The sequence below is a fragment of the Ruminococcus callidus ATCC 27760 genome, from assembly GCF_000468015.1.
Lineage (GTDB): Bacteria > Bacillota > Clostridia > Oscillospirales > Ruminococcaceae > Ruminococcus_C > Ruminococcus_C callidus.
Window position 1 is genome coordinate 113,877 of record NZ_KI260389.1, and the last position, 23,157, is coordinate 137,033.

The 23,157-nt window shown below is 37.0% G+C and carries 27 protein-coding genes; 7 read left to right on the forward strand and 20 right to left on the reverse strand.

Translation table 11 applies throughout. From position 1 onward, the window contains the following. Window positions 1-98: 98 nt before the first annotated feature. From RUMCAL_RS07135 to RUMCAL_RS07170, 7 genes are all read right to left on the reverse strand, one after another. Window positions 99-1,478 (reverse strand): DNA polymerase, encoded by a 1,380-nt coding sequence (locus tag RUMCAL_RS07135; RefSeq protein ID WP_021681993.1) that lies wholly within the window; start codon window positions 1,476-1,478, stop codon window positions 99-101. Window positions 1,479-1,560: 82 nt separating this feature from the next. Further along, a complete protein-coding gene (locus RUMCAL_RS07140) occupies window positions 1,561-2,283 on the reverse strand; it encodes a hypothetical protein (protein WP_021681994.1) in 723 nt (240 codons plus the stop codon). Between the two features lie 83 nt (window positions 2,284-2,366). Continuing rightward, a complete protein-coding gene (locus RUMCAL_RS07145) occupies window positions 2,367-2,744 on the reverse strand; it encodes a hypothetical protein (RefSeq protein ID WP_021681995.1) in 378 nt (125 codons plus the stop codon). Between the two features lie 19 nt (window positions 2,745-2,763). Further along, window positions 2,764-3,759, reverse strand: coding sequence for a toprim domain-containing protein (locus tag RUMCAL_RS07150; RefSeq protein ID WP_021681996.1), 996 nt, complete (start codon window positions 3,757-3,759; stop codon window positions 2,764-2,766). A gap of 17 nt (window positions 3,760-3,776) precedes the next feature. Further along, complete coding sequence (locus tag RUMCAL_RS07155) at window positions 3,777-5,108, reverse strand: DnaB-like helicase C-terminal domain-containing protein (protein ID WP_021681997.1); 1,332 nt, start codon at window positions 5,106-5,108, stop codon at window positions 3,777-3,779. Window positions 5,109-5,691: 583 nt separating this feature from the next. Then, window positions 5,692-6,819 (reverse strand): hypothetical protein, encoded by a 1,128-nt coding sequence (locus RUMCAL_RS07165; protein WP_021681999.1) that lies wholly within the window; start codon window positions 6,817-6,819, stop codon window positions 5,692-5,694. Next, window positions 6,812-7,615, reverse strand: coding sequence for a hypothetical protein (locus RUMCAL_RS07170; protein WP_021682000.1), 804 nt, complete (start codon window positions 7,613-7,615; stop codon window positions 6,812-6,814). The genes RUMCAL_RS07165 and RUMCAL_RS07170 overlap by 8 nt, the downstream gene beginning before the upstream one ends. A gap of 574 nt (window positions 7,616-8,189) precedes the next feature. Between RUMCAL_RS07170 and RUMCAL_RS14590 the strand changes: the two genes are divergently transcribed. Beyond that, window positions 8,190-8,963 (forward strand): BRO family protein, encoded by a 774-nt coding sequence (locus RUMCAL_RS14590; RefSeq protein WP_021682001.1) that lies wholly within the window; start codon window positions 8,190-8,192, stop codon window positions 8,961-8,963. A 615-nt stretch (window positions 8,964-9,578) separates the two neighbouring features. Here the strand turns inward: RUMCAL_RS14590 and RUMCAL_RS15030 are convergent. The 10 genes from RUMCAL_RS15030 to RUMCAL_RS14595 form a co-directional block, all read right to left on the reverse strand. Further along, complete coding sequence (locus tag RUMCAL_RS15030; RefSeq protein WP_084194378.1) at window positions 9,579-10,808, reverse strand: zinc ribbon domain-containing protein; 1,230 nt, start codon at window positions 10,806-10,808, stop codon at window positions 9,579-9,581. Between the two features lie 15 nt (window positions 10,809-10,823). Then, window positions 10,824-12,074: a hypothetical protein gene (locus RUMCAL_RS07185; protein ID WP_021682004.1), complete on the reverse strand. Its 1,251-nt coding sequence runs from the start codon at window positions 12,072-12,074 to the stop codon at window positions 10,824-10,826. Window positions 12,075-12,087: 13 nt separating this feature from the next. Then, window positions 12,088-13,083 carry an N-6 DNA methylase gene (locus RUMCAL_RS07190; RefSeq protein WP_021682005.1) on the reverse strand — a complete coding sequence of 332 codons (996 nt, stop codon included), beginning with the start codon at window positions 13,081-13,083 and terminating at the stop codon, window positions 12,088-12,090. Window positions 13,084-13,225: 142 nt separating this feature from the next. Continuing rightward, a complete protein-coding gene (locus tag RUMCAL_RS07195; protein ID WP_021682006.1) occupies window positions 13,226-13,738 on the reverse strand; it encodes a hypothetical protein in 513 nt (170 codons plus the stop codon). A gap of 36 nt (window positions 13,739-13,774) precedes the next feature. Beyond that, window positions 13,775-14,233 (reverse strand): helix-turn-helix domain-containing protein, encoded by a 459-nt coding sequence (locus tag RUMCAL_RS07200; RefSeq protein WP_021682007.1) that lies wholly within the window; start codon window positions 14,231-14,233, stop codon window positions 13,775-13,777. A gap of 297 nt (window positions 14,234-14,530) precedes the next feature. Continuing rightward, complete coding sequence (locus tag RUMCAL_RS07205) at window positions 14,531-15,106, reverse strand: hypothetical protein (protein WP_021682008.1); 576 nt, start codon at window positions 15,104-15,106, stop codon at window positions 14,531-14,533. A 24-nt stretch (window positions 15,107-15,130) separates the two neighbouring features. Further along, window positions 15,131-15,601: a hypothetical protein gene (locus tag RUMCAL_RS07210; RefSeq protein WP_021682009.1), complete on the reverse strand. Its 471-nt coding sequence runs from the start codon at window positions 15,599-15,601 to the stop codon at window positions 15,131-15,133. A 23-nt stretch (window positions 15,602-15,624) separates the two neighbouring features. Beyond that, a complete protein-coding gene (locus RUMCAL_RS07215) occupies window positions 15,625-16,077 on the reverse strand; it encodes a hypothetical protein (protein ID WP_156902476.1) in 453 nt (150 codons plus the stop codon). A 13-nt stretch (window positions 16,078-16,090) separates the two neighbouring features. After that, the gene (locus RUMCAL_RS07220; RefSeq protein WP_021682011.1) at window positions 16,091-16,363 is read right to left on the reverse strand and encodes a helix-turn-helix domain-containing protein; all 273 of its coding nucleotides are present in this window, start codon (window positions 16,361-16,363) and stop codon (window positions 16,091-16,093) included. 252 nt (window positions 16,364-16,615) lie between these two features. Further along, window positions 16,616-16,969, reverse strand: a complete 354-nt coding sequence (locus RUMCAL_RS14595; protein ID WP_051343713.1) for a helix-turn-helix domain-containing protein — start codon at window positions 16,967-16,969, stop codon at window positions 16,616-16,618. Window positions 16,970-17,242: 273 nt separating this feature from the next. On the opposite strand from RUMCAL_RS14595, the gene RUMCAL_RS07230 reads away from it, so the two are divergent. Next, entirely contained in the window at window positions 17,243-17,593 is a 351-nt protein-coding gene (locus RUMCAL_RS07230) for a hypothetical protein (protein ID WP_021682013.1), read from the forward strand. On the opposite strand, the gene RUMCAL_RS07235 is transcribed toward RUMCAL_RS07230, so the two are convergent. After that, window positions 17,594-18,442, reverse strand: coding sequence for a restriction endonuclease (locus tag RUMCAL_RS07235; protein ID WP_040647399.1), 849 nt, complete (start codon window positions 18,440-18,442; stop codon window positions 17,594-17,596). 152 nt (window positions 18,443-18,594) lie between these two features. Next, window positions 18,595-18,822 (reverse strand): helix-turn-helix domain-containing protein, encoded by a 228-nt coding sequence (locus RUMCAL_RS07240; protein WP_021682015.1) that lies wholly within the window; start codon window positions 18,820-18,822, stop codon window positions 18,595-18,597. 419 nt (window positions 18,823-19,241) lie between these two features. Here RUMCAL_RS07240 and RUMCAL_RS07245 point away from each other — a divergent pair, with 419 nt between their 5' ends. From RUMCAL_RS07245 to RUMCAL_RS07260, 5 genes are all read left to right on the forward strand, one after another. Continuing rightward, window positions 19,242-19,889, forward strand: coding sequence for a hypothetical protein (locus RUMCAL_RS07245; protein ID WP_021682016.1), 648 nt, complete (start codon window positions 19,242-19,244; stop codon window positions 19,887-19,889). 99 nt (window positions 19,890-19,988) lie between these two features. After that, window positions 19,989-20,825, forward strand: coding sequence for a hypothetical protein (locus RUMCAL_RS07250; protein ID WP_021682017.1), 837 nt, complete (start codon window positions 19,989-19,991; stop codon window positions 20,823-20,825). 65 nt (window positions 20,826-20,890) lie between these two features. Then, window positions 20,891-21,328 (forward strand): BRO-N domain-containing protein, encoded by a 438-nt coding sequence (locus RUMCAL_RS16510; RefSeq protein ID WP_021682018.1) that lies wholly within the window; start codon window positions 20,891-20,893, stop codon window positions 21,326-21,328. A gap of 12 nt (window positions 21,329-21,340) precedes the next feature. Further along, window positions 21,341-21,676, forward strand: coding sequence for a phage antirepressor KilAC domain-containing protein (locus tag RUMCAL_RS16515; protein ID WP_278245040.1), 336 nt, complete (start codon window positions 21,341-21,343; stop codon window positions 21,674-21,676). 202 nt (window positions 21,677-21,878) lie between these two features. After that, complete coding sequence (locus RUMCAL_RS07260) at window positions 21,879-22,610, forward strand: hypothetical protein (protein ID WP_040647401.1); 732 nt, start codon at window positions 21,879-21,881, stop codon at window positions 22,608-22,610. Here the strand turns inward: RUMCAL_RS07260 and RUMCAL_RS15035 are convergent. Beyond that, the gene (locus RUMCAL_RS15035) at window positions 22,603-23,154 is read right to left on the reverse strand and encodes a KTSC domain-containing protein (protein ID WP_156902478.1); all 552 of its coding nucleotides are present in this window, start codon (window positions 23,152-23,154) and stop codon (window positions 22,603-22,605) included. The two genes, RUMCAL_RS07260 and RUMCAL_RS15035, sit on opposite strands and share 8 nt — an antisense overlap. Between the last annotated feature and the right edge of the window lie 3 nt (window positions 23,155-23,157).

A 23,157-nucleotide genomic window follows, 5' to 3' on the forward strand; every position in this document is an offset into this window, starting at 1 on the left:
CGATGATCTCTACACACGGTACTATAGCACCTTGCTCGGGATTAACCCATAAGTGAACCACATCTCATAGGCATTCCCCGAATTAACAGAGTTTTACTTCAGCCAACTTTCCGTAAACTGAAGTCTGACGATAAAAGTACATATCCAGGAGTTGCACGGAACATATGCCGAATATCATTATGCTTACTAGGAATGTTCTGCATGTTTGGTGACTTGGATGACATGCGCCCAGTATCAGCTCCTATTGCTCGGAACTCACAATGAATTCTGCTATCCGGAGAAGTTGCATTTGGCAATTTTTCTACAAACGTAGAAATCAAAGTTACCAAGCTCCGACACTTCAATATCTGATTGACAACCGGAACATTAAATGTACTAAGAATTGATTTATCAGTACCTCTATGTTTTGGATCACCAAGACGTAATAGGTCATACACAATCCATGTAACATGCTTTGATGAGCATTCATTGAAATCAACGCTTGAATTAAATGGGCATCTGGTATTAGTAACATATTTTGGATCATCTATCAATTCCTGAACCATATCACGAAGCTTGCTACGTTCTTTTTCCAGTGTTGGGATATACTTCGCATGCAGCATCTTTGCCATCGACTTTTCCAGATAAATGCCTCGTCTGTGCATATTCTGACAAATTGCAATCATGGGAAATTCTACATTCCATACCAAATCTGCAATTGCTTCAAATCCATGTTTTTTGCACTTTGGATTATCTTTCAGTAAATAGGGCAACTGCCACATAAATAACTCATAGGTAATCTTAGCATCATGTGCAGCGTACAATTTTGCAATTTCAGGACGACAATATGGAAACTGTGCAGGCGTAAAGAAATCTCGAAATTTCATCGGATCTCCCTTACCTCGCAATACATATTTACAATACAACCCCTTCAATGAGTTATCTTTCTCATTTTCCTTCAGACAGCGCCATGCAGTGATACAATCATAGTAGCAGCTCTTAATAAAATCTACTTTGAGGTCTTTGTAGATCATAGCAAGGTCGAAATCAGCATTTGCGAAAATCAGTCTTACATCGCTATCTGCTATTCTTTGATATTCTTCTGTCACATCTTCGTATGTAAGCTGATTTGCATACGGTTCATCAAAAATAGGTACAATGTGTTTATTTGGAATATAACACTCTACACCACCAGGATAGTATAAAGATGATCCAACAATTGTGTCATTTAACCGATCCAGACCTGTAGTTTCTGTATCAATTGCAGCGTAGCCAGTCTTTATAAGTTCTGTAACGTAATCATGTAGCTGTGCTTTTGACGTAATGAGGATAGCATTAGAATCCTTGAAATACTCTTCCACGTTTCGTGAAATTTCTTCAAGGTCTGATGTGATGCTCTTAGACACTGTTTTCCGTTTTGCTGGAACAGTTAGAGCATTATTGCTTTTTACAGCTGCCGCTTTTATCTGCGACATCTGAGCAGCATTAAATAGTCCCATGAGATTATCACCTCTATCAAGATGCCCTCTATGAATTCTCAAAGAGGGCATTTGTCATTTATACGGATTGAATCGGATTAAATTAAAACGGAACATCTGAATCATCGAGTTCCATAACATCAGCCATAGACGAATCAGGTAACTCACTAAAATCTTCATTAGTCGGAGTGGTTGCTGTATTCTCTCCAGATGATGCATAAGCTCTCGGTACCGGAACATACTCTGGAATGTTACTTGAATCTCCATAACTATTTCCAGATGACGCGCTGTCAATCCATGTAGATAGAGTTCCGGCATCTACTTCCTTGCAGATATGTTCGTAATAGTCAGGCATAACTGCCTTGTTATTAGACAGAATCATATCATACGGCAACGTTGTATTCTTACCGACAACCATGATGATGTATCGGGTAGCCATATCCCCTGCTGCACCGTTTCTGGTGATTCGATACACGAACTCAGACGGATTCGGATATCGATCATTTCCAAAAAAGTCCTTATGAACTTGTGGCAGAAACTTCTGTGTACGATCCCAGAACTGAATTTCATTTTCTACTACATTGTAAAGCGGAATGAACAACTTTGTCTGTCTACGAATACCTCTACTGCATGCGGGGCATCCTGTACCGCAACAATGCACATAACCTGAATAATCTGCACTCTTGATGTAGTGTACATCAGCAATGAGCACATCATTCTTACTCTGATACAGCGGAATCACATCTGCCATATCTCCATCATCGGCAAGCCGAAACTTACCTGCATATTTTTCTTCTTCATACTGATTTGCTGTCTTAAATCCCATTTAGAATTCCTCCAGTTTTATTTCGATATGTTTAATTTGCAGTCTGACCTCCTGCTACTATATATAACGAGTGAACTGAAATGTCATTGAAATCTCTTCTTGTATACTCGAGATTCATGTTGCTTTTCCTGTTTTCTCATAGCACCTAAAGCCTCATTTAACTTATTTATAAACCGAATGCCCTCTGGACTGCTTAGCACATCTACGAGAGCTTGACACTCGTACACATAATCCTTGGCTGCTCGTCTTTTCTTTAAGTTTTCCATCTGCTTTGTGGCTAATCTAGCTCGATCTGCATAATTCAAATCTTCGAGTTCTAGTGCATGATTAAAATCATTTGTCTTTTTATCATGGATAGAAACAGATTCTTTTGCGTGATCATGCTGTAAAACGGTTTCTCTAAAATAACGCAATACGGATTCAAGATCTGTAGAGTTTTTATGCTTCACAGTTTTTGCCATTATGTTTCACCTCGCAATTTTACTCGACGTATAAGTTATCAAACTCATCTTTTGTAAGATCATTTATATCCTTACCAGCAGGAATATTTGCGTAAGACCATACAATTGCAACGCTATGCAATGCACGTTTTAATTTTTCTGTAGCCTTACGCCCTGCCTCGTCTGGATCAAATGCTAGAACAAACTCATTTACACCAAGTTCCTTTAACTGTTGAATTTGATATGAGTTTCCAGTTCCAAGCAAAGCAACAGCAGGTTTCTCATACACCCAACATGTTAGTGCATTGAAACAGCTTTCGCAGACAATAACAGATTTACAATTAGCAGGAAGTTCATATAATCCATATACAGGCTTTGTAACACCTGTTGGGTAATTAAAAAATTTGCCTGCAATAGATCGACGACAGAAAAATAACGTATGACCGGATTTATCACGAACAGGAAACGTAATGCATGGTGTAGGCTTTTTTCTGCCGGGAGCAATCCAATTTCCGTCATACCCTATATCAAACTTTTCTATAATAGCATCAGTCAGTTTACGATCATACATATATGGAACAGTATATCGATACTTTGAAAGTTCTTCTTCTGAAACATAAGTTTGTTCTGTCTTTGAATGTATTTTCAAGTAATCGATAGCGTACTGGTTTACGAGTGATGTTACAGTATCTCCATCCAGCAAAAAGTCAAATGACGCTAAATCATCATCAAATCCAGGAATGTTTTCTTTCAGCCAGTCTAATCCGGATTTTGAAATATTATGTAATTTCAGAAGATCTGAAATCATCTCATCCAAAGTGTGTGCATACTGGCATGCAAAACAATGACAAAACCCTGCTGGATAGCGATGACCATTTCTGTACTCATCTGAAATCAGAACACCACATGATGGTTTACGTTCCTTACCATCAGAATGAAACGGGCAATATATCTGCATATAGTTACCCACTTTACGGCTTGTCCGGATGAGTTTCATGGATTCTAGCTTATCTAAAACGGATATAATATCAAGCATACTTACACCTCAACTGATTAAAATTCAACATCCTCAGAATCCTCTAATACAATGCTCATATCTGGTTGATTGACACTTACAGTACCGCTAAGATCAACCTTTGGAGCAATTGTAGCCGGCATAGTATCAGCACTTGGGAGATATTTCATATTGCCAGTATTGATATCCCATGCATAGGAAAACTCTGGTTTCTGATTATTTGCATTTCTTGCTTTCTCTAAGCGTATGTCCAGAACATGTTTATCGAATATCTGTCGCATAGCAAACACCTGAGTAGCAATTCTGGCAGGATGGTCAGATCCTTCGATGTTGTAAATGTTTGGAAACACTTCCCCTTTATCATCCTTGTTGTTTCTGGATTCACGATTTGCCTGCATCATAACTACTACAGCACATCCACATTGTTTACTGAGCCGGAACAGATCCGCACATAGATTTTTATACTTGGTGTAATCTTTATCAGATTTCTCAGTATCAGACATATATGACAGACCGTCTATGACTAAAAGCTTGATCTTATGTTTTTTCACAAGCTTTTTCAAAAATGGTACATTCACAACTTCGTCTGGAGCATCTTTGTCCTCCAAAACGTATGCACTAGTTGTCTGTGATGCAAGATCTTTCAAATAAGCATGATATTGCTCTGTATATTGACCTTGAAACAGCAGGTTATTTTGAAATTTTCCACGCCATGTATCAAATCGAGTTCCGAGAAAACTAGCCTGCATTTCCGGTGAATAATATAAAACTGGAAATCCATGACCTTGTGCAGATTCCATCATTCTTGTGCCAACCCATGACTTACCAGTATTTGTACGAGCAACTAGAATTACAAGTTCCTCTACAGTAGACAAACCACCATACATACACTTATCGATTTCGTCAAACCCTGTAGGAATTCGTTCTTGCTGACTATATTCTAAAACTTGATCGCTTCTCTGTTCTGAATCCTTCACCAAATCCATTGGTTGAGACGAATCAAGCATAGCCACTCTCTCGCACTGATTTGATAAATACTCCCATGCTTCTGTAACATCAGCAGATCCTAAGTCTTTTAGCTTATTAAAAGTTTCGACAAGCATGATGCGTTGCTTGTTTTTATTTATTTCATGGATTAAGTATTCAATCGGTTCATCTACGCGAACTAGTGCAACATCCTCAAATTCCGACTGAAATGTGAAAACATCCGGAACCTCTCCGTATTTATCACGATGCCGCATGATAAACTGTATATGTGGTCTGAAGATTGAATAATAGCTTTCGTCAAATTCACAGAGTTTTTCAACGTCAGATTGTGAATCACAAGTCAAAATTTTCGATATCATTTGCAATTCAATGGAACCATTCACGCTGACATCACCGCCCCTCTAAGCACAGATTGAAGTTTGTTGAAAAACAGACCACTGCCAATCAAACTGTTCACCTTTGGAGATACAATGATGGTTGTCAGATTACTAGCCTGTCGGTTATGAATTAAATTTAGTAAAGTCTGTGCTTGAAAATCCTTGAACTGCACATAGTCAATATTTGAGATGATTAGGACTTTTGCAGTGCTGGACCATATCTGTGCATACTCCAAATCTTCTGGAGTATCTTTTGCTGACCAGCTTTTTTGAATATTGTCCAGATATGACGAAAAGTTCAAATGATACACGTTGCAGTGTAATCTATTTCCCTTCCAATGCTTGCATATAGCACAGTAGGTAAGCAAGTTGGATGATGCTATAGTGTCATTTGTCTCAACAGTACAAAGCTTATTTTCAGCATGATCTAGTATCTCACACACTCGATCTAGTATTTTTCGAGATGTGTTATAAACCGAATTTTGCATGTCAATGTGATTTCGCTCTAGCAAGTATGTTGTTTCTACTAGTGACGGGCATGCTAAGTCACAAACTGGTTCAGTGCAATGAGCACTGAAAATACAAGATCTCATTTAGCGTAGTTCACCGCCCTCAGAATTGGATTTCTAGATTGTTTATACGAAACACGAGATTTTACACATTGAGATGCAAGAGCTAAAGAATCTGCATAGCCATAAGTGGCATATTTTTCGGATTCCATGAAAAGCGTCAGAAATGGCTCTAGCGTCCCGTATAACGCCCATTTAGTTTGGGCATGTAATTTGTCACGTTCAAGTAGGAAACGCCGTACAACGTATTCCTTGATGTATTCCGTGGACTTTGGGATGTACTTGCTGTCTGGAAGCTCATTCCACACCTGCAAAACGTCATGCAGCTCTCCGTTTAGTTCTATATTTTGGTAGAAGCTTACAAATTTTCCATCAACAACACGCATTAGCTTGTACAGGTGGGGATATCGGATAATGTTATCTCTCACTTCATCATGTGTAAATCCTTCGATTGGAAATATAACCCCAAGGTTCTCATCAAAAGCAAGATCACCATATGGCTCATACATAACAGCGGCTCTAGTATGTATACAGCGGTTTGGAAACAGATTAAGCAAATCGGATGATTTCATTTTCGAGATATCTGTAGTCACTGAGATCTGACTTTGATTTTCTGGAATAACTGGAAGGGATGTATAAATCACATACTCCTGACCATTTACAACTTCCTGCAACCACGGTTTTGTTACGTCGAATTGTGGAATCATTGGTGGTCGAATATACAGATCTTCTTTCGGTGTCGGTGTTGCTTGACGCATAGTGCTAGATTTACAAGTCACCATTGATGATGTCGATTCTATTGTTTCCTGGAAATCAATTGAAGAATTGGATTCTACAACATCCCATTCGATATCTGCAAGATTTAAATACAAGCTACCCAACACGTCGAATATGGAGTCGTCCGGAACAACTGGCATAGACTGAAAGGGATCATTCAAATTCCATGATTCTGGCCAGGTGTCATCAGAAACTGCATAATAACTCGCTGTGTTCAGAGCAGTTATAACTTGGTTTTTGTATTTTATAGAATTCCGAAAGTGGTCAACAACATAGGTCACAATCTCAGAATGCTTTGTAGATAAAGCACCTTTACACTTTGCTGGGTACTTGAACTTATCTGGAATCTGTGTGAACTTGATCTTACTCACTCAACTCTCCTCCAACAACTGAAAACTGATCAAGATACGAAAGATTTGACTCATATTCACCATCGTAGTCATCTAGTTCAGGGATATTTGAATCCATAAGTTTCTCAGTTATGATATTTTTTCGCAATCCGCACGCCCGAAAGTTTGAATCATACTCAGGTTCACAAAATGAAAGGCAATCCAAACCATAGTCCCACAGGTAGTCAAAAATCAGCTGAGAAGCAAAATTACCGTATAGTCCTGCGCTGGACTTGGCAATCTGAAATGCATTAAATGGAAGTGCATATCTGCAATCCCCAGATTTCAAATCAGCTTCAAATTTCTGAAATGCATCATGAAACGCATTAAGTTGCCCATGCTCTAGATAATATCCATAAGAAATTACTAGTGATGGGATTAAATTCCGATAATACTTGCAGTGGAGTTTTAAATCTCTACCTGTATACTTAGTCAAAATCCGGCTATGAAACCATCTGGAAAGATAATAAGCACACTGAGAAATTGCTGGAATTGGGATTGGATCATCTCGTAACTGATCTAAAGCTTCGGCATACAGGTAATTGATTTTTGCAAACGATGGCTGTTGCTGTCCTTGTATCGCAGAAACTGGTTTCCTAGGTGTAGAAAATTTCATTCGCTTGGTTAAAATCTTAACTGTCTCATTGCATGCTTTGATGATATGATTTGTCATATCTTTTGTGGTGTCATACATGGTTGTTGTTGTTTTGATTTCCTGCTCTTTGGCATAAGCTAATACTCGATCTGCACTCGCAACTGCACTTTCAATTCGTCTCATAGATATTCCCCCATATCTGTTTTGTAAATTTGTAGGGCATCACCCTGACATTAAACCATAACGATGAACTCAAAAATTGACCTTCACAAAAAATCTGTTTTGTTCATGCTTTAAGGGAATAATTTCCAGCTATAATCCTCTTGAAATTTTATTGAGTTTCATTGTAGAGTTTCATTGTTTTATTGTATTTTATTGTTATATATATAGTATATACCCTGATCTTTGCACATTATCGTCATTTTGGTTCACCACAAAGTTTACAATTCCATGTTCTTGTACTATGCTCTAAATTGCATATGTAATGCAGAAATAGCATCTAAACTGCAAATTTTGCACATCGCAATCTTAGGTTTAAAATTACTAAAATATGGATACTAAGAATTATATAATACACATTTCAAAGTGCTTTGCAGATTTAATTTGGTTTATAAGCCATGCACCATGTATGTAGATTTCAGAAAAATCCATCACCATATTTTCACTTCTTGTGGTGTCCCTCGTTATATGTTTTAGAAGCAAAAACGCACACTGCGAAACAAAAGTTGATAGTCAAAAATCTGAAAGGAAAATTACAATGAAAGAAACTACATATGCGGTTACACATTACTCTAATGAGCATTTTGGAGAAGTTCGCACATTGATCATCAATAGCACACCATACTTCTTCACAAAAGATATTGCAACTGCACTCGGATACAGCAACCCAAGAGAAGCCATGGTCAAGCATGTAGATTGTGGGGATAAGTGCATGGTGAATTGTAATATTGGTGGTGAGATTCAACCCGTGCCAGTCATCAATGAGGGTGGCTTCTACAGTCTTGTCAACTTCAGTGACTTGTACAGCAGACTTCTATTCAAGCGTTGGATTACGTCAGAAGTACTTCCAGACATTCGAAGTCGTATCCTAAATGAATCTACAACACCAGATGTAAAATACTTGTACGACATCATCAAATCACAATCAGATACGATTCAGAGCATGACCAGACAATTGGAAACGTGCAAGACGTTCAAGTCAGATGCCAAAACGTATGATGCTAAATCTGATAATTCTAAATCGTTTGAACCAATTGGAATTGACGTTTACACATTTACCAGAAAGCTGAGGGATTACTACGGCGTAACATTTGGGCGTAAGGGCATGTTTGCATGGTTGAGAGAAAACGGATTTCTGTACAGTGACAGAGATCACAGAAATTACCCTACCGAGAAGTATGCAAATGCAGGGTGGTTTGTCGTAAAGCGTCGGCTTTCAGAAACCGGCTATTTGCTGTACACACAGACACTGATTACTCCACTTGGTGAAAAACGACTCTTACAAGAACTTGGGGTAGACATTGATGCATGACTTGTTGAATCATTGATAATTACCCCTACTTACTATAATGATTGCAAAAAGCTATTTTTCATGCTAATAGATTTCCGGTCTATTAGTAGGCACTAAAACATGGCAGGAGTTAATATTAAAACAAAAAAAAGACCACCCTCTAGATGAGGATAGTCTTGTTAGGATGCGATATTATGAAATTCTTCAGGTATTTTGTTTATACGCTCACAACCAGCACTATATTGCTATGTGGTGGCTGTGTTAGCACACCTGCATCTGAATACACTTACAAAGAAGATCATTACCAAGATTACGGCATAGTCACATACCGTGAATGCTATCTCGATGGTCCACCTCTACGACGGGAATTGATATACAAATCAGTCGTGACATGGGCTGGTATACAGCACATTTACACAGATGCCCAGTTCTACAATTTTTACGCTATGAACAGCAAGGTTGCTATCGACTGTTGTGACTATTACAGAGCCAGAGTTGATCCAGATACACTGCAACCTGGGGATTACGAATTATATAGACGTGATTTCTCATTAACGCCTGCACTGAAATAAGAAAAGCCACATATATCATACAAATGCATGATATATGTGGCTTTTACTTCAAGTATTAAATTAATCAAAATCCATATACATATGGATTCCATTTAAATCCACAACTAGGACAAGTGAACCCATCATCGCCAACGCCAGTTGTAAACCATCCATAACCGCAGCTTGGGCAATAAACATTTGCAGATTCATCCATGTAACTAGAATCTTCCTCTAGTTCAGCATCATATAGGTTTATCCAGCCCATTCCAGATTTCAATTTTCCCCAAACATCTAAATTTGAAGTATGACCTGGTTCCATGTACTCTTCGACAATGGTGTAGTATTGTTGATCTGTAATTGTTCCTACGATATTGCCACTATAGCTTGGTTTATCATATATGTTTAATTTTGGATTTTTGATTTGGATTTCATACGGCATAAATGTGTCAGCCTCAGTAGTTGTATCATCAGGCGATCCATTTTCCCATGATTGATTATGTTTACCATCAAATTTCACTTGTTCTGCATTCATGTAAGCCAATGATGATCTTTCAATTACAACAGTTATAGCAGATTCATCAAATTTTAAATATCCACTCACATCTCCAGTATCAAACTTAGCAATATTACCTTCTATCAATGCTGAAACATCATCAATTGAGCTTAAACGATAGTACCATAGAGTAAACACTAGTGTTTTGTCAGATACGTTTGATATTGTTAATTCTCTAGCGTTTCCAAAATCAGAGCTATGCCAAAAACCAATATAATTGTTTAAGTCAATGAGATTTGTTGTAGTAGTTTCTGCGGTTGTAGTAGTCATACTGGTTGTTTCTGTGGTAGTTACCTGTGTGGTAGTCAATTCAGCTGTCACAACTGTTGTACTTGCAGATGTACTCGTAGACGTTTCTACAGATAATTCGTCATCTACTTTGTGATTGATGGAACTTACAATTATAAGCGATACAAGAATACTGATTACAACTATGACAGCTGTTATGGTAATTCCGAGAATCAGTTTTTTGTTATGTATATGATTTGAATGACATTCTGGTGAATCTAGCTTTGCACTTGATACTACATCTGCGTTTGTATGTTCACTCTCTAGGTTTTGTTGCGGTTCTTGCACTTTTGTTCCACAAACAGGACAAATACCTGTTTGCATATCAATAGGGTTCCCACAATTCCAGCACAGCCTGCTGTCATTCGATTTTACGTCTGTTGAATGTACTGCATCTTGATCTATACAAAATCCACATAGATAACAATCTTTTGCATTATCATCAAGTTCTGTACCACAATTCGGGCATAGCATAGTAATTCACCTCTGTCAGTTTTTCGTTTTTGGTAGCTTTACATTATGATATATTATAAGTCCTACTATTGCAGTTAAACAGAATGATGCTAATATTAAGAAAAATCCAATTCCGAGTATAGATTTCAATTTCACACCATCTTCAATGATGAATGTTTGAAATAGATGTTTTAAATCTATAAACGTGACAACTTCTCCGATGATGCCTATTATAGGAGCTCCTACAGCAATGTACTTTTTGTATTTACCTAATGGTTTTATATAATTCATGATGATGATTAGTATTGGAACTAAAAATATGAGTATGCTGAAAATCGACTTGTTATCCCCTAATTTAAGTTCTTTTATTCCAACTAAAGTACTAAATACACTTGCAGTAATTCTATTTCCAGTATCTTCTGCGGACTTAGCATAAAAACTTGCAAACGGAAAAAATGTAAATACTAGAGTTATTATTGAACATATCGTCATAATGTGATTTCTGACAAATTTGTTTTTTATCGGGATATTTTCAAAATTTTCATCATGTGGTTGTGCGGCAGCAGCAGATTTTAATGTATTAACTGCTTTTGATGCTATGTGACTTATGGATTGTGACGCTTCAGATCCTGATACTACATACTGATTTGAATTTGATTCCGCAGGCTTAGATACTGGATTTGATGCAACTTGTATATGATTAGATTTATTTTGCATCTTTGCAATTTCCGTATCACGATATAACACATCAACGCTATTTGGGCAGCTGTCGATTAACAATTGCATAAATTCAAGGTTTCCAATGAAATATACTTCGTAAATATCTGTACCAATGTAATCTGTAAGCTCTTGAAAAATTCCCTTCCACTGCAAATCCCTGATTTGAATTGAGTTTATCCATTCGTCAATTGATCGATTTTGAATTCTAGTCGTATCGAATGCATGTCCATTTATAGTAATTTTAGTTACAAATGGATTTTCGCTATACAGAATTGTTACTGTGTTATTTGAACTTATAAGATTTACAGGTGAATCTTTCAGTGCATATTTCACCATTTCAAATGATGCGGCATCACTTTCAAACAACAGTGTATAATCAGGTTTTCCGGTAAATGACCTTAATTCTTCATATAGGCCTTTCCATTTTACTCCCTTTGAACTCAATGGAAATAGCCATTGTTCTATCGGGAAATCTCTGATACATTTTGTATCAAGTGTTTTATCATCATAAGATATTTTCAGTGTATCTTTTTCTCTATCGTACACTATCTTTACAATAGGTTTCATAGTTTTGTCACCTCTATACAGTAAATGTCTTTGCGATTTTATTCTGAATATCCATAGAAAACATAGGAATCTGTATATTCAACAGTTCGTCTAAATCAAGTTTTGCAATAGTTACTCCAGATTTGCAATTGTTCAGTTCATACTGTCCACATTCGCTTTCTAAAAATGCCTTTACATAATATGGATTTACCTTGTCTGCGTCTAGTTCTAAAACATACATTCTTCCAACAGCGATTACATTTGCATCTTCAAAGTCGGCAATCTGCGTTTTTGATGTATCTCCGAATTTGGGAATAATCAAACTCTTATTCGGAATTTTATGATTTAGATAAGAATCTGATTCTTTTAGATATTTGAGTGCAGATGTTTTAGCGTTCGAATTGAGATCATTAGTGCTAAACGCATACATACTTGTTTCAGATTTAGATATTGCATTTTTCAAGTCTGTTGGATTCATCTCAATTCCACAAATCACTTTCTTTGTAATGCTTTTGAGTGTCACAGGATTTTCAAAGTTCAAGTTGTGATCGAAATAGCGTACAGGATATAACTGATAGTTTAATGATATGATTTCATCTTTGGATACACAGCGGCTTATATCTGTATTCGATTTGCATGCTGTTGCAATCTTAGAAATATCGTCATCAGACAGAATCTTATGATTTTCGTTTGTATGGTAAACACCTGTAGCATCAACCATATACACGTTACCATCAGATTCACCAAGTACGAGCATAGCAATTTGTGCGTTTGTTGTATGCAGCAATCCAGGTTTAAGCGATACGACAGCCTTTAGTCGATTGTTTTCAATCAGATCTTTTCGGACTGTCTGATATGCTTTTCGATCATCAAATACTCCACCGTTCAAAATGAATACAACTGAATTAGTATCAGCTGTGTTTACTAAATCCGAAATTGTCATGACATCAGTTTGCGTTGATGGCTTTTTAGAAATTGATTCTTCCAATTCCTTCAAAGAGTCCGCTAATTTCAACTTGATTTGTTTCATTTTACACCCCCAAATTGGAATAAATAATTTTTACAAATACATTATATCACATTTCACGACATTGTTCTATTTGCAAATTGTACAAATTTTAAAGTGTGTACTGTGTGCAATTTGACGAAAATCATATTGATATACGCATTTGTCATTTGTTTATTTTACCAAAGATATAGTTTTGAAACTGCGTATACAAACGAATATCATCATGCTGGACACCGTTCCGCTTATAATTTTGTATACACACTATCTGCTTCTTTGCTGCGGATAATGGAATACTGCATAGTTTTACAAGCTGATACACATCATCTACGTTGATAGCTGACAAGACTGGAATCGGGGCTAATAGATTTAATCCAAATCGGTATGCTTCTTCATCAGATAGTTGGATTCCAGTGAATACACGACCTATTTCGCATGCTATTAAAAGCCTTTGATTTTCGATTGAAGTAGAATCATCTATTAATATACACATCTGTCCGTCAATTTTAATCAACCCACCAATGATATTTATACGATCTTGTCGTTTTGTTATATCACTCAGTTTTACGATCTTCACTTGAAACACTTTGCAAATTTTTCGAAGTTTAACAGGCAATGCTGTAATATTGCATTGAATTAAGCATGCCGTACTTTGTTCTATCATATTATAAGATTTCATAAGACCACCTCATGAGTATTATGCTGTAATCCCGCATCAATATTCATCTGATGAATCTTTTGCATTTTTCAAAGCATTTATGTCAATCCCAGACTGCTCAGATTCGCCTGTATTGGTTTTTGTTGTGGTGTGACTATAGTTTTCCTCTTGGTTTCGTAGCATCGATTCTAGGGAATCCTGACGCTTGTTTTCATACATCTGTTCTAGTCTACCAATTATTTTTATCTGATCTCGATCTGAGAATTTTCGATAAATGTGGAGCACTTCAATTTCATTCTCAGATAGATTATTTTCAGATTCTTTTCCGGTCAGAATATATTCTGGAGATGTACCTAGAAACTCTGCGATTGCAACAATTTTATCCGAAGATGGATTTGTTCCGTGTGTTTTCCAGTCAGATATAGCGGCAGTTGAGATTCCTGTGTACGCAGCTAGTTCTTTCTGCATCTTCCCTTTCGATTTTAGCAGCTGAAAAATTCTTTGTGAAATTGTCATAATTCTGTCTCCTCTCTTTTAGATATATTCACAAATAATTCAGTAATCCGTATTTATGTATTGACAAATACGGATATACGAATTACAATATGAATATAGCAAGTGCTATCAGTAAATATGGCTGATACATATAGGGGATTTTTACAGTCGAGTTTTGCAGTATTTCTTATAGTATAATTTTTTCTTGATGATTTGTCAATAGTATCATTCTGTGAAACCGATTTCATATAGTAAAAATATAGCCTGTACTAATCAGTTTGTTCTGAATAGTACAGGCTATGTTTAGTTTATGATGATTTAGCTTCGGAAAGCAGATTTCACTCGATTGACAATATAGCTTAACGCTTGACGATATGTCTGGAATTTGTGTCCGCTCACAATGATTTCAAGACTATCGTATTGTAGGTCATCTGGGTTCTTTTCATTCAAATCACGGTAATTTTCAAGTTCTCTAGCATAGTATTCATTTCTAGCATCAAATCTATCCCAATTTTTATTATTGCCCTTATGCTTTGTCAGACGATGATCTGAAATTCTAAGATTTAGAATGATTTTCACATTCAGTGCCTCATACTCATCCTCTTTGCAGAGTACAAAATAACACGACTTACTATTATTTCGGTTACTGAAATTCGGACCTTCTAATGTTTCAAAGCCAATAGCTTTTAGATTAATTGCAACAGAATTCATGAATGCGTAGTAATGCTCTTCTGCGGTTTCTTCTATTACATCGTCTAATTCAGAATCTGTCAAATTCGGATTGAATGCCGCTGTAATACCATCGTTGAATGCGTATATGAGATCAATCTCAAACTCCAATGTGTTTACGTTACTACTGCTTTTGATATATCGTTTTCTTTTACGGATTTTCATAATAGTCAACACCCTGTAAAAATCTCACATATTATTAAACCGTCCTTTATCTCTAAGAAGCTCATCCAGTTTTTCATCAATCTGAGCGTTTGCAACACACCCGTAGGTACTTAGCTCATGAGTAAGCCAGTGAAAGTATTTACAACAAATATCATCTACATCTTTACAGACCGTTTCAACTGGTTCAGTAACCTTTGCATGACATTTATATTCTATGTCACGTATGGTAACACTCATCCATGCTATGTCTGTTACAAGATCCCACTTTTTATAATATGTCCATTTATAAAGTTGTTTTGCTGTAGGCAACTTCTTTTTGATCACAGATACAGAATTTAGATTACGAGCAATTTCAAATTTCCATTTCTTTGCGTCAGCATTCTCCGGAAACAAGTATAGCTGTATAATTGTATCAATTATCTTATCTGTACGAGACGATAATTCTCTTTCCAGATCACGTAGCAGATCTGCACGTTCTGTTACAAATAGCCTCATTTCTGTTTCACCTCTAATTCGTACTATCGAAATAATTCATCTAATTTATCGTATATATCAGTGCTAGCGGCTTTTCCAGATGTGCTTAGCATATTAGCAAGCCAGCTAAAATACTCTTTACAAATTTTGTTGAAGTCATCCATAATGTCCTTTACTGGTTCAATTGTCTCAATACTATAGTCATTGCAAATTTCACGGACGAAATTAGAAAATTTAGTATAATTTGTTAGCATTGCACAATTTTGTTCGTATGTCCACGCATAAATCTTATTTGCAGTAGGATACTTTTTAGTATTTTTCAACTTATTAACACTACAAATTTGATTTGCAATTTCAGATTTCCAGTGATTCACAGCTGGATGATCTGGCATTAGATAGCATTTTAACATATGCTCTATAACTTCTCCGGTGTGTGCAGATAGTGTTCTTTCGACTTCTCTTTGCATTTCTGCAAAGCCTCTAATGTAAATCTTCACAAAAATCAACGCCTCAGTCATTCAGAATGTCATTGATAGCATTGATATGTTCCTTGATTTTGTTTAACTTTAATGATTCAGTAGATACTGTTTGTTCTCGTCCTAGTAAGTAGTCTGTTGTTACATCAAAATAATTTGCGATTGCGACTAGGGTAGCATTATTAGGTTCTCTTGCACCAGTTTCATAATTTTTGTATGTGCCTTGACCAATACCAATTCCTTCTGCAACCTCTTTTTGAGTCTTTCCGGACTTTTTCCGGATAGCTTTCAAATTATCTGTATTCATCTAATCACCACCTTATAAAGGATAGCACGTTTTGTCCTATGTGTCAATAGCATTTTTAAAATTCAGGCATGAAATAGGACGATTCGTAGATTTGCATAAATTGCATTAGGACATTTTGTGTATGATTTTGTTAGAAATCGGTTGACATCATAGGACGATATGTGCTATAATCATATTGCAAAGGACGATACGTCCTTAAATTAAAACCATGAAAGGAAGTTATTATTATGAAATCTATCGAAACTCGAAGTATTACTGTATTCCACGGGCGAGCACCTTAATACATCTAATCAAATTTTCTCGATCTGATTCATTCATGTTTAAGTATGCTACGAGTAAGGCGGCTTGATCTTTAGTAAGTTGAAATTTATCTATGAGTTGCTGTAATGGACTTGTTGAGGTATCTGCTGTTTGTCTGCCAAGCAGGCAGTCCGTAGAAATATTATAGAGGTCAGCAAGTTTTTGAAGTGCTGGAACACCTACACCTCTTACGCCAGATTCGTATTTCTGATACACTGAATAGCTAATATCTGTTTTTTCAGCTACTTCCTGCATTGTAAGACCTTTTGATTCTCTCAACTGTTTTAAGATGTTTTTAATCTCCATATGTAAGCACCTCTTTCTCATGCCATTATAGCACAATTGTTCTAAAAAGTCAATCATTGAAATCAATAAAATGCACTTTTGTGCATAGTATCTAAAGAAATAGAAGAACATTTGTGCAATATTGCATCTTGATATTTGGAACAAAAGAGCATATAATATAATCATGGGGAGAACAAATGTTCTAAATCAATTAAACTCAAAACCCCTGAACAGAACCATTCTTGAAAACAGAGCGTTTTCAATACTAAAAAAATATCGAAAGGATATGATCTTATGAAATTCAATGAAAACAGAAGACCGGACGGAATGCGAATTGTGAAAAATCAGGTTACAAGATCTGAGTTTCACAGAAATGTAGAGAGAATCAATCAGCTTCTCAATCAGCTGAGAAACATCAATAGTATGTGGCGTTCTTTCATCTACACAAAGTCAGAATTTCGCAACAGCCGTGCAAAGGATGTAATGATCATCGATTGTGCTTGTGATCTTCTCGAAGATGTGGATTACGACATCTGGGAGGCAGATGATGTTGTGGATGTAGCATATGAGCTTGAGGAAAGAATCAATCATATTTGCAAAAACAACATTGCACCGTCTACATGGCGGCAGTTCGTAGAGGACTAATTATAGGTTCTTGAAGAAATCTTCGTCTATGATGTATACTTCTTGTTTCTTACAACCTATTTGATAGTCAAGAAGATATTGAACAATTTGTTCTCCGTCCATTAGATGAATTGTTTTCTGATCGATTCGATTCGCCTCGTCAATTGCAAGTTGTGTAAATCCGGAGGTTGTTATGAACAAACCCATTTCAATATTTGGTGACATAGATCCACGGAAATTGCGGATTGCTGGTGCACCAATTTTTCCACCATAGTGTTTACATTGAAACGCAATGTTTACCGAAAATATGGTATTTAATTTTAATCTACCGAATCCGTCAATTCCACCATCTTTTGCTTTCTTTGTTGTTGACACATCGGTAATACCACATTTCTCCAAAATCAGTTTGCATAGTGTTTCAAATCCATACGGATTCATAGCATCAATGGCATCCTGCAATTGTGTAATCCATGGTGTATCTTCTGGGTCACTGTTGATGACATCGCTAATTGTAACAGGAATTGTTGTTGGTACCTGTTTCTGTTTCATGATGAAATCTAGCTGTTCTGAATCAAACGATTCTACTCGTCTGTATCCAGGAAGTATTGTCCATATCGATCTTTCACGATTTATCAGAACGCTAGACTTCTTCATTGCAGTTCTTACCCACCGCAATCGATATATAAGCTCTGTCTCATTTTTGTTTATGTGTTTTTCTGTTACAGTAGCCTTTGATAGATGCAGAAGTTCTACAACTCCATCGTGTATCTGGTTGTTTGTTGCAGTTCCGCCTAGATTTTTGATTACTTTAAATGTTGGATTGATTAAATCTATGTAGTCTGGAACTAAACTTGGCTTTCGTTTTGACATATTTATCCCTCCTACATTATAGTATACCATAAATAGAAGCGTATTTCAACAAAATATGACATATATTTTCGTGAATTTGTTCGTTATTGATTTTACAAGACAAATATTTCAGATATGACTTAGGTTGATGTTGAGTATCAGTTATAGAGTTGTCAATTTACAATGGATTCTTTAGAATCATCTGATCTCTCAAATTCTATGATATCTCCAGGCTGACAGTCCAGCAATGCACAAAGTCTATCAATGGTTTCGGTTGTAATAGTTCCACCGTCCATAATCTTTTTAATTACTGCTGGATGTATCCCGTTAGATCGTAGATCTGTTTTTCTAACGCCCTTTTGCTGCATGATTTCAAATAACTTCCCATATAAAATTGACATTTTAATCGCCTCCAATAAGTTCTATTATACACGATAGTGACATAAAAGTCAATAGAAAATAGTACACGATACTGTACAAAAATATACCGCAAATTTTGGTCATATTGTCAATTGCATTTTTGTTCACTATCGTGTATACTATATACAGTTCACGATAGTGAACAAAGCGTATTGCGTATATACACAATAAACTGTGTATAAGCAACAGTGTTTATGAAATACATATTCAATAGCAAATTGCAGTTTCAGAAAGTGAGATGATTCCACACAGATTCCAAAATCGCGTTTTATTTGATTGGAGATGATAAACATTAGTTAAAAATTTTATAAAAAGAAAATCCGTGGGAGTACCGCTACATTTTCTTTTTCAAATGCAACTGGTAAAATTTACTAGTATAATCAAATGGAGGTAATTTACTATGAGAGAATTTAAGAAAACCTACAAGCTGTTCAAGTCTGCTCTGGATTCTGTTACTGATGCAGATTACACAGAGGTTCGTGGTTGGTTACAGCTTTCCGACGAACTGAAAGCAACTGCACTGTACGTAGCATTCTATCCGGAAATCGCAATGGCTTGGAACAAGATCTACAGCATGTATCCGTGGGTAGATGAGTGCACCGCAGTATCTACACTGTTGCAGTATCTGATGAAGAACGTCAGCATCATCAAGGAACACCCTCAGCGATTCAAGCCACAGTACATCTACACAGTGGCATATAAGTGCATGTATTCACTCGGACATGTGAATGACGTTCGGAGATGGTATCAGAACCGTGCTAGTACGCTCGAAAAGATTCGCGATGATGAACCTATTGACGACATCATGGAGTGCTCTGACAACAAGCCACGTTACATCGAACGGCTGATTGATACCAGATCTGTGGAAGATTTTGTAGCCGCTAAGCAGGTTTGGGATTATGTCGATGCTATGGCAAAGCGTGATCCGGTATATGAAACTGCACGAGATATTCTGCTTAGCGGTAAGAAACCCAGAAAGATGCATGAGCGTAAGCGTGTCGAGGAAGTGATTGCTTCCATAAAAATTTTTATCTCGACGCTGGTATAATAATGCAGTTTGTCTGCATGGCGTTCCATCGTTATATAAAGCGTAAGACATACAAGGCTAAATAAAAATAAATTGTTAATTTTGAAAGGAAGTATACTTATGAACACAAAGGTATTTACAGATGCAAGAATCCGTTTCGCAGACGCACTCAGCTACTATGTAGCACCCGGCGAGGAAATCAGCTACGCAATCTGGCTGACTATCCCCGAATCCTTGAAGGCTGTCGCACTGTATGTGCAGTTCTATCCAGAGATTATGACTGCATTGGTAAAGTCCACATCTGAGTATATCCCTGATGAGGATTTGCTGTCTTTCCTGCTCCAGTATCTCCAGAAGAACGTAGATAAGATGACTATCAAAAAGTACAATGGTGCTTACATCTATCGCATTGCCTATAACTGCATGGCAGCACCGCGTAGAAACGTTGTACCACAGAAGCGTTTTGCTGTGGAAGTTCCACAGTACTGTGTTACAGCTGACGGCGAACAGCTGGATCGGTTTGATACATGTGTGGATTCTGAATCCTCTGACATTGCGGACGCAATCGCTGACAAGGAATTCTGGAATATCATTCAGAATGCCGCACCAGAAGTGCGTGAGGTGATCTACAGCTTGCTCGGACGTACAAAGCTGCCCAAGTACATCAAAAAGAAGCAGAAGACTGAAATTATCAAGCAACTGCGTAGAACATTTATCAAGTTCAGACCACAGTATTGTGATGATAACACTATGCGGTTCTATTCCGTAATCAACGCTGGGGATTATGTAGAATCTGCTGTCGTAGAAATGGCAAATGGTGATCTCACTGTTTACTATGGAGAAAATGAGGAACTGCACGGCGTTACATATTATAAGTTCTTTGGTGCAAAGCGGGATTATTTTGTTCCGTTCGATGCGGCTATCGACCTAAAGGTTATGGACGTGCAGTTGTACTAATCTAAGTTAAAAACATATTTCCGCACGTTTTCATAAAATAATTCTAAAATTGGAGGAATTTCAAAATGGCAAACGAAAATGTAGAAGTATGGGTATTCGAGGGTTCGACTGTTCGTACAGTTCAGATGAATGGTGAACCGTTGTGGGTGCTGAAAGATGTATGCGGTGTGTTGGATATTAGCAATAGTCGCAATATTTCTGCAAGATTGGACGATGATGAAAAGGGTGTCTATCTGGTGGACACCCCTGGTGGGGTACAGAATATGACCATCATCAGCGAATCTGGTCTGTATGCAACAATTATGCGTAGTGACAAGCCGCAGGCAAAGCCGTTCAGAAAGTGGGTAACATCCGAAGTACTCCCCGCTATTCGTAAGCACGGTATGTATGCAATTGACGATGTGCTGAACGATCCGGACATGCTGATCAACGCTCTGCTCAGATTGAAGGAAGAACGTGCAAAGGCAAAGGCACTGGAACAGACAGTTGCAGTACAAACATAGCAGATTGCAGAACTGCAGCCCAAGGCAAGTTACTATGATAAGGTTCTGGAATGCAATGATCTGGTTCCTATCTCCATAATTGCTAAGGATTATGGATGGTCTGCAAACCACATGAATCAAGTACTTCGTGAAAAAGGTGTGCAGTACAAGCAGGGCGGTAAGATCTGGTTGTTATACCAGAAGTATGCGGAAATGGGATTGACTTCAACTAAGACATATTACTATGATGATGCAAACGGTCATGGTCATGTTGTTCCGCATACCCACTGGACACAGAAAGGGCGGTTGTTCATTTACGATTTGTTGAAGGAAGATGGCATTCTGCCGATTATGGAAAGAGAGTTTTGATTGAGAAAGTACATTATTATGTTGGCAGCACTGGCGGTATTCATGATGTGGATTGGCTGGGAAGTCTGCGGATTTGTTTGTAAGTAAGTCTTTTCGACATAAAATAAAGTTTTACCCCATGTAGAAATATATCTGCATGGGGTAAAACCTTTTATAGAATATTGACGAATCATGACGCATTTGTTTGAAGGAGGATGCGATAATGTCTAAGAACCACGAGTATATAAAGCAGAGAACACAAGAATTGTATGATTCTCTGCCACACGATTTGGAATCCAGAAAAGCATGTACAGATATTCGAGATGAAATCATACAATTAAACTATACGTTTTTTGGATACATTGCTTCTAGCACTTATGTAGATAACACCACATATGAGGATAAATTTCAAACAGCACTGTGTTCATTCTTAGGGATGTGGTGGAAGTACAAGTGGACACCAAAATATCGTGCGGATTTATCATTTGGTGTATTCTTTAAGCCTAGAATTTCTGAAGAAATCAGACGCTATCTAAGCCCAGTAGGATACTCTACACGCCGTAGTTTGTGCTTAAAAGCTGCAAAACAGTTGGGAAAAGAATGGAGTGCCGTTACATATGATGATCTTGAAAAAGTAAATCTGCCTGCAAACGATATGATTGCACTGAAAGCCGTTTTGGGTGCACCATATCCAGCAGACTTATCTGAATATGAGCTATTCTTAGAAGCCCCAGAACACAAACATGGAATCGATTATTACCAGACTGATACTTATGACAGTGTAGAAGAACTACTGATTCAGGAAATGATTGAAACTGAATCTAAACTATCTGATGCCAAATTAATTGAGTTGGCAGATCTATATACTATTGATTATATGACACTAAAAACAGCACTTCCAAAAGCTATGGAAGTGCTGTATAAAAGACTAAAATCAAATGATTACACTAGCTAACTGCATTTGGTAGCTTTCCATGCTTATCCCCAGTTAGCTTAGAGTATTTGTAGTAGTTTCTGATATATTTCCAGAAAAAGTGACCTTTACTAGGTGCTGATTGCCATTTTCGATATAATGTAGGTGGAACATCATAGAACATGTATACATCACCTGGGCCACCATTTTTTGATTTAAACTGCACAAGCAAATCTCCTGTTTTATCTTTTCGATTTTTGATATTCAGCCCGATTGACCAAATATTCGAAGATTTCACTCTGCTTAGGTTGTTTGAAAAGTTAGAGGTGTTTAAGGCAGCATATACTTTTTGTCTTGCTGAACTTGAAATGAATGTAGCACACAGTATATCTGGCATAGTATCTAGCTTAATCCAGTTTTCTGCGGATTGAACTGTATGAAATCCTTTTTCTAGTAGATTGTCAGTAACATAGTGATCGTCTTTTTGGACATAATATCTGTCAGATTTGCAAACGATTCGATAGTTTTCATAGCAATCACTATAGTACACAGTTGTACCAAAAACGCGGTGTTTTCGAAATGTCAAAAT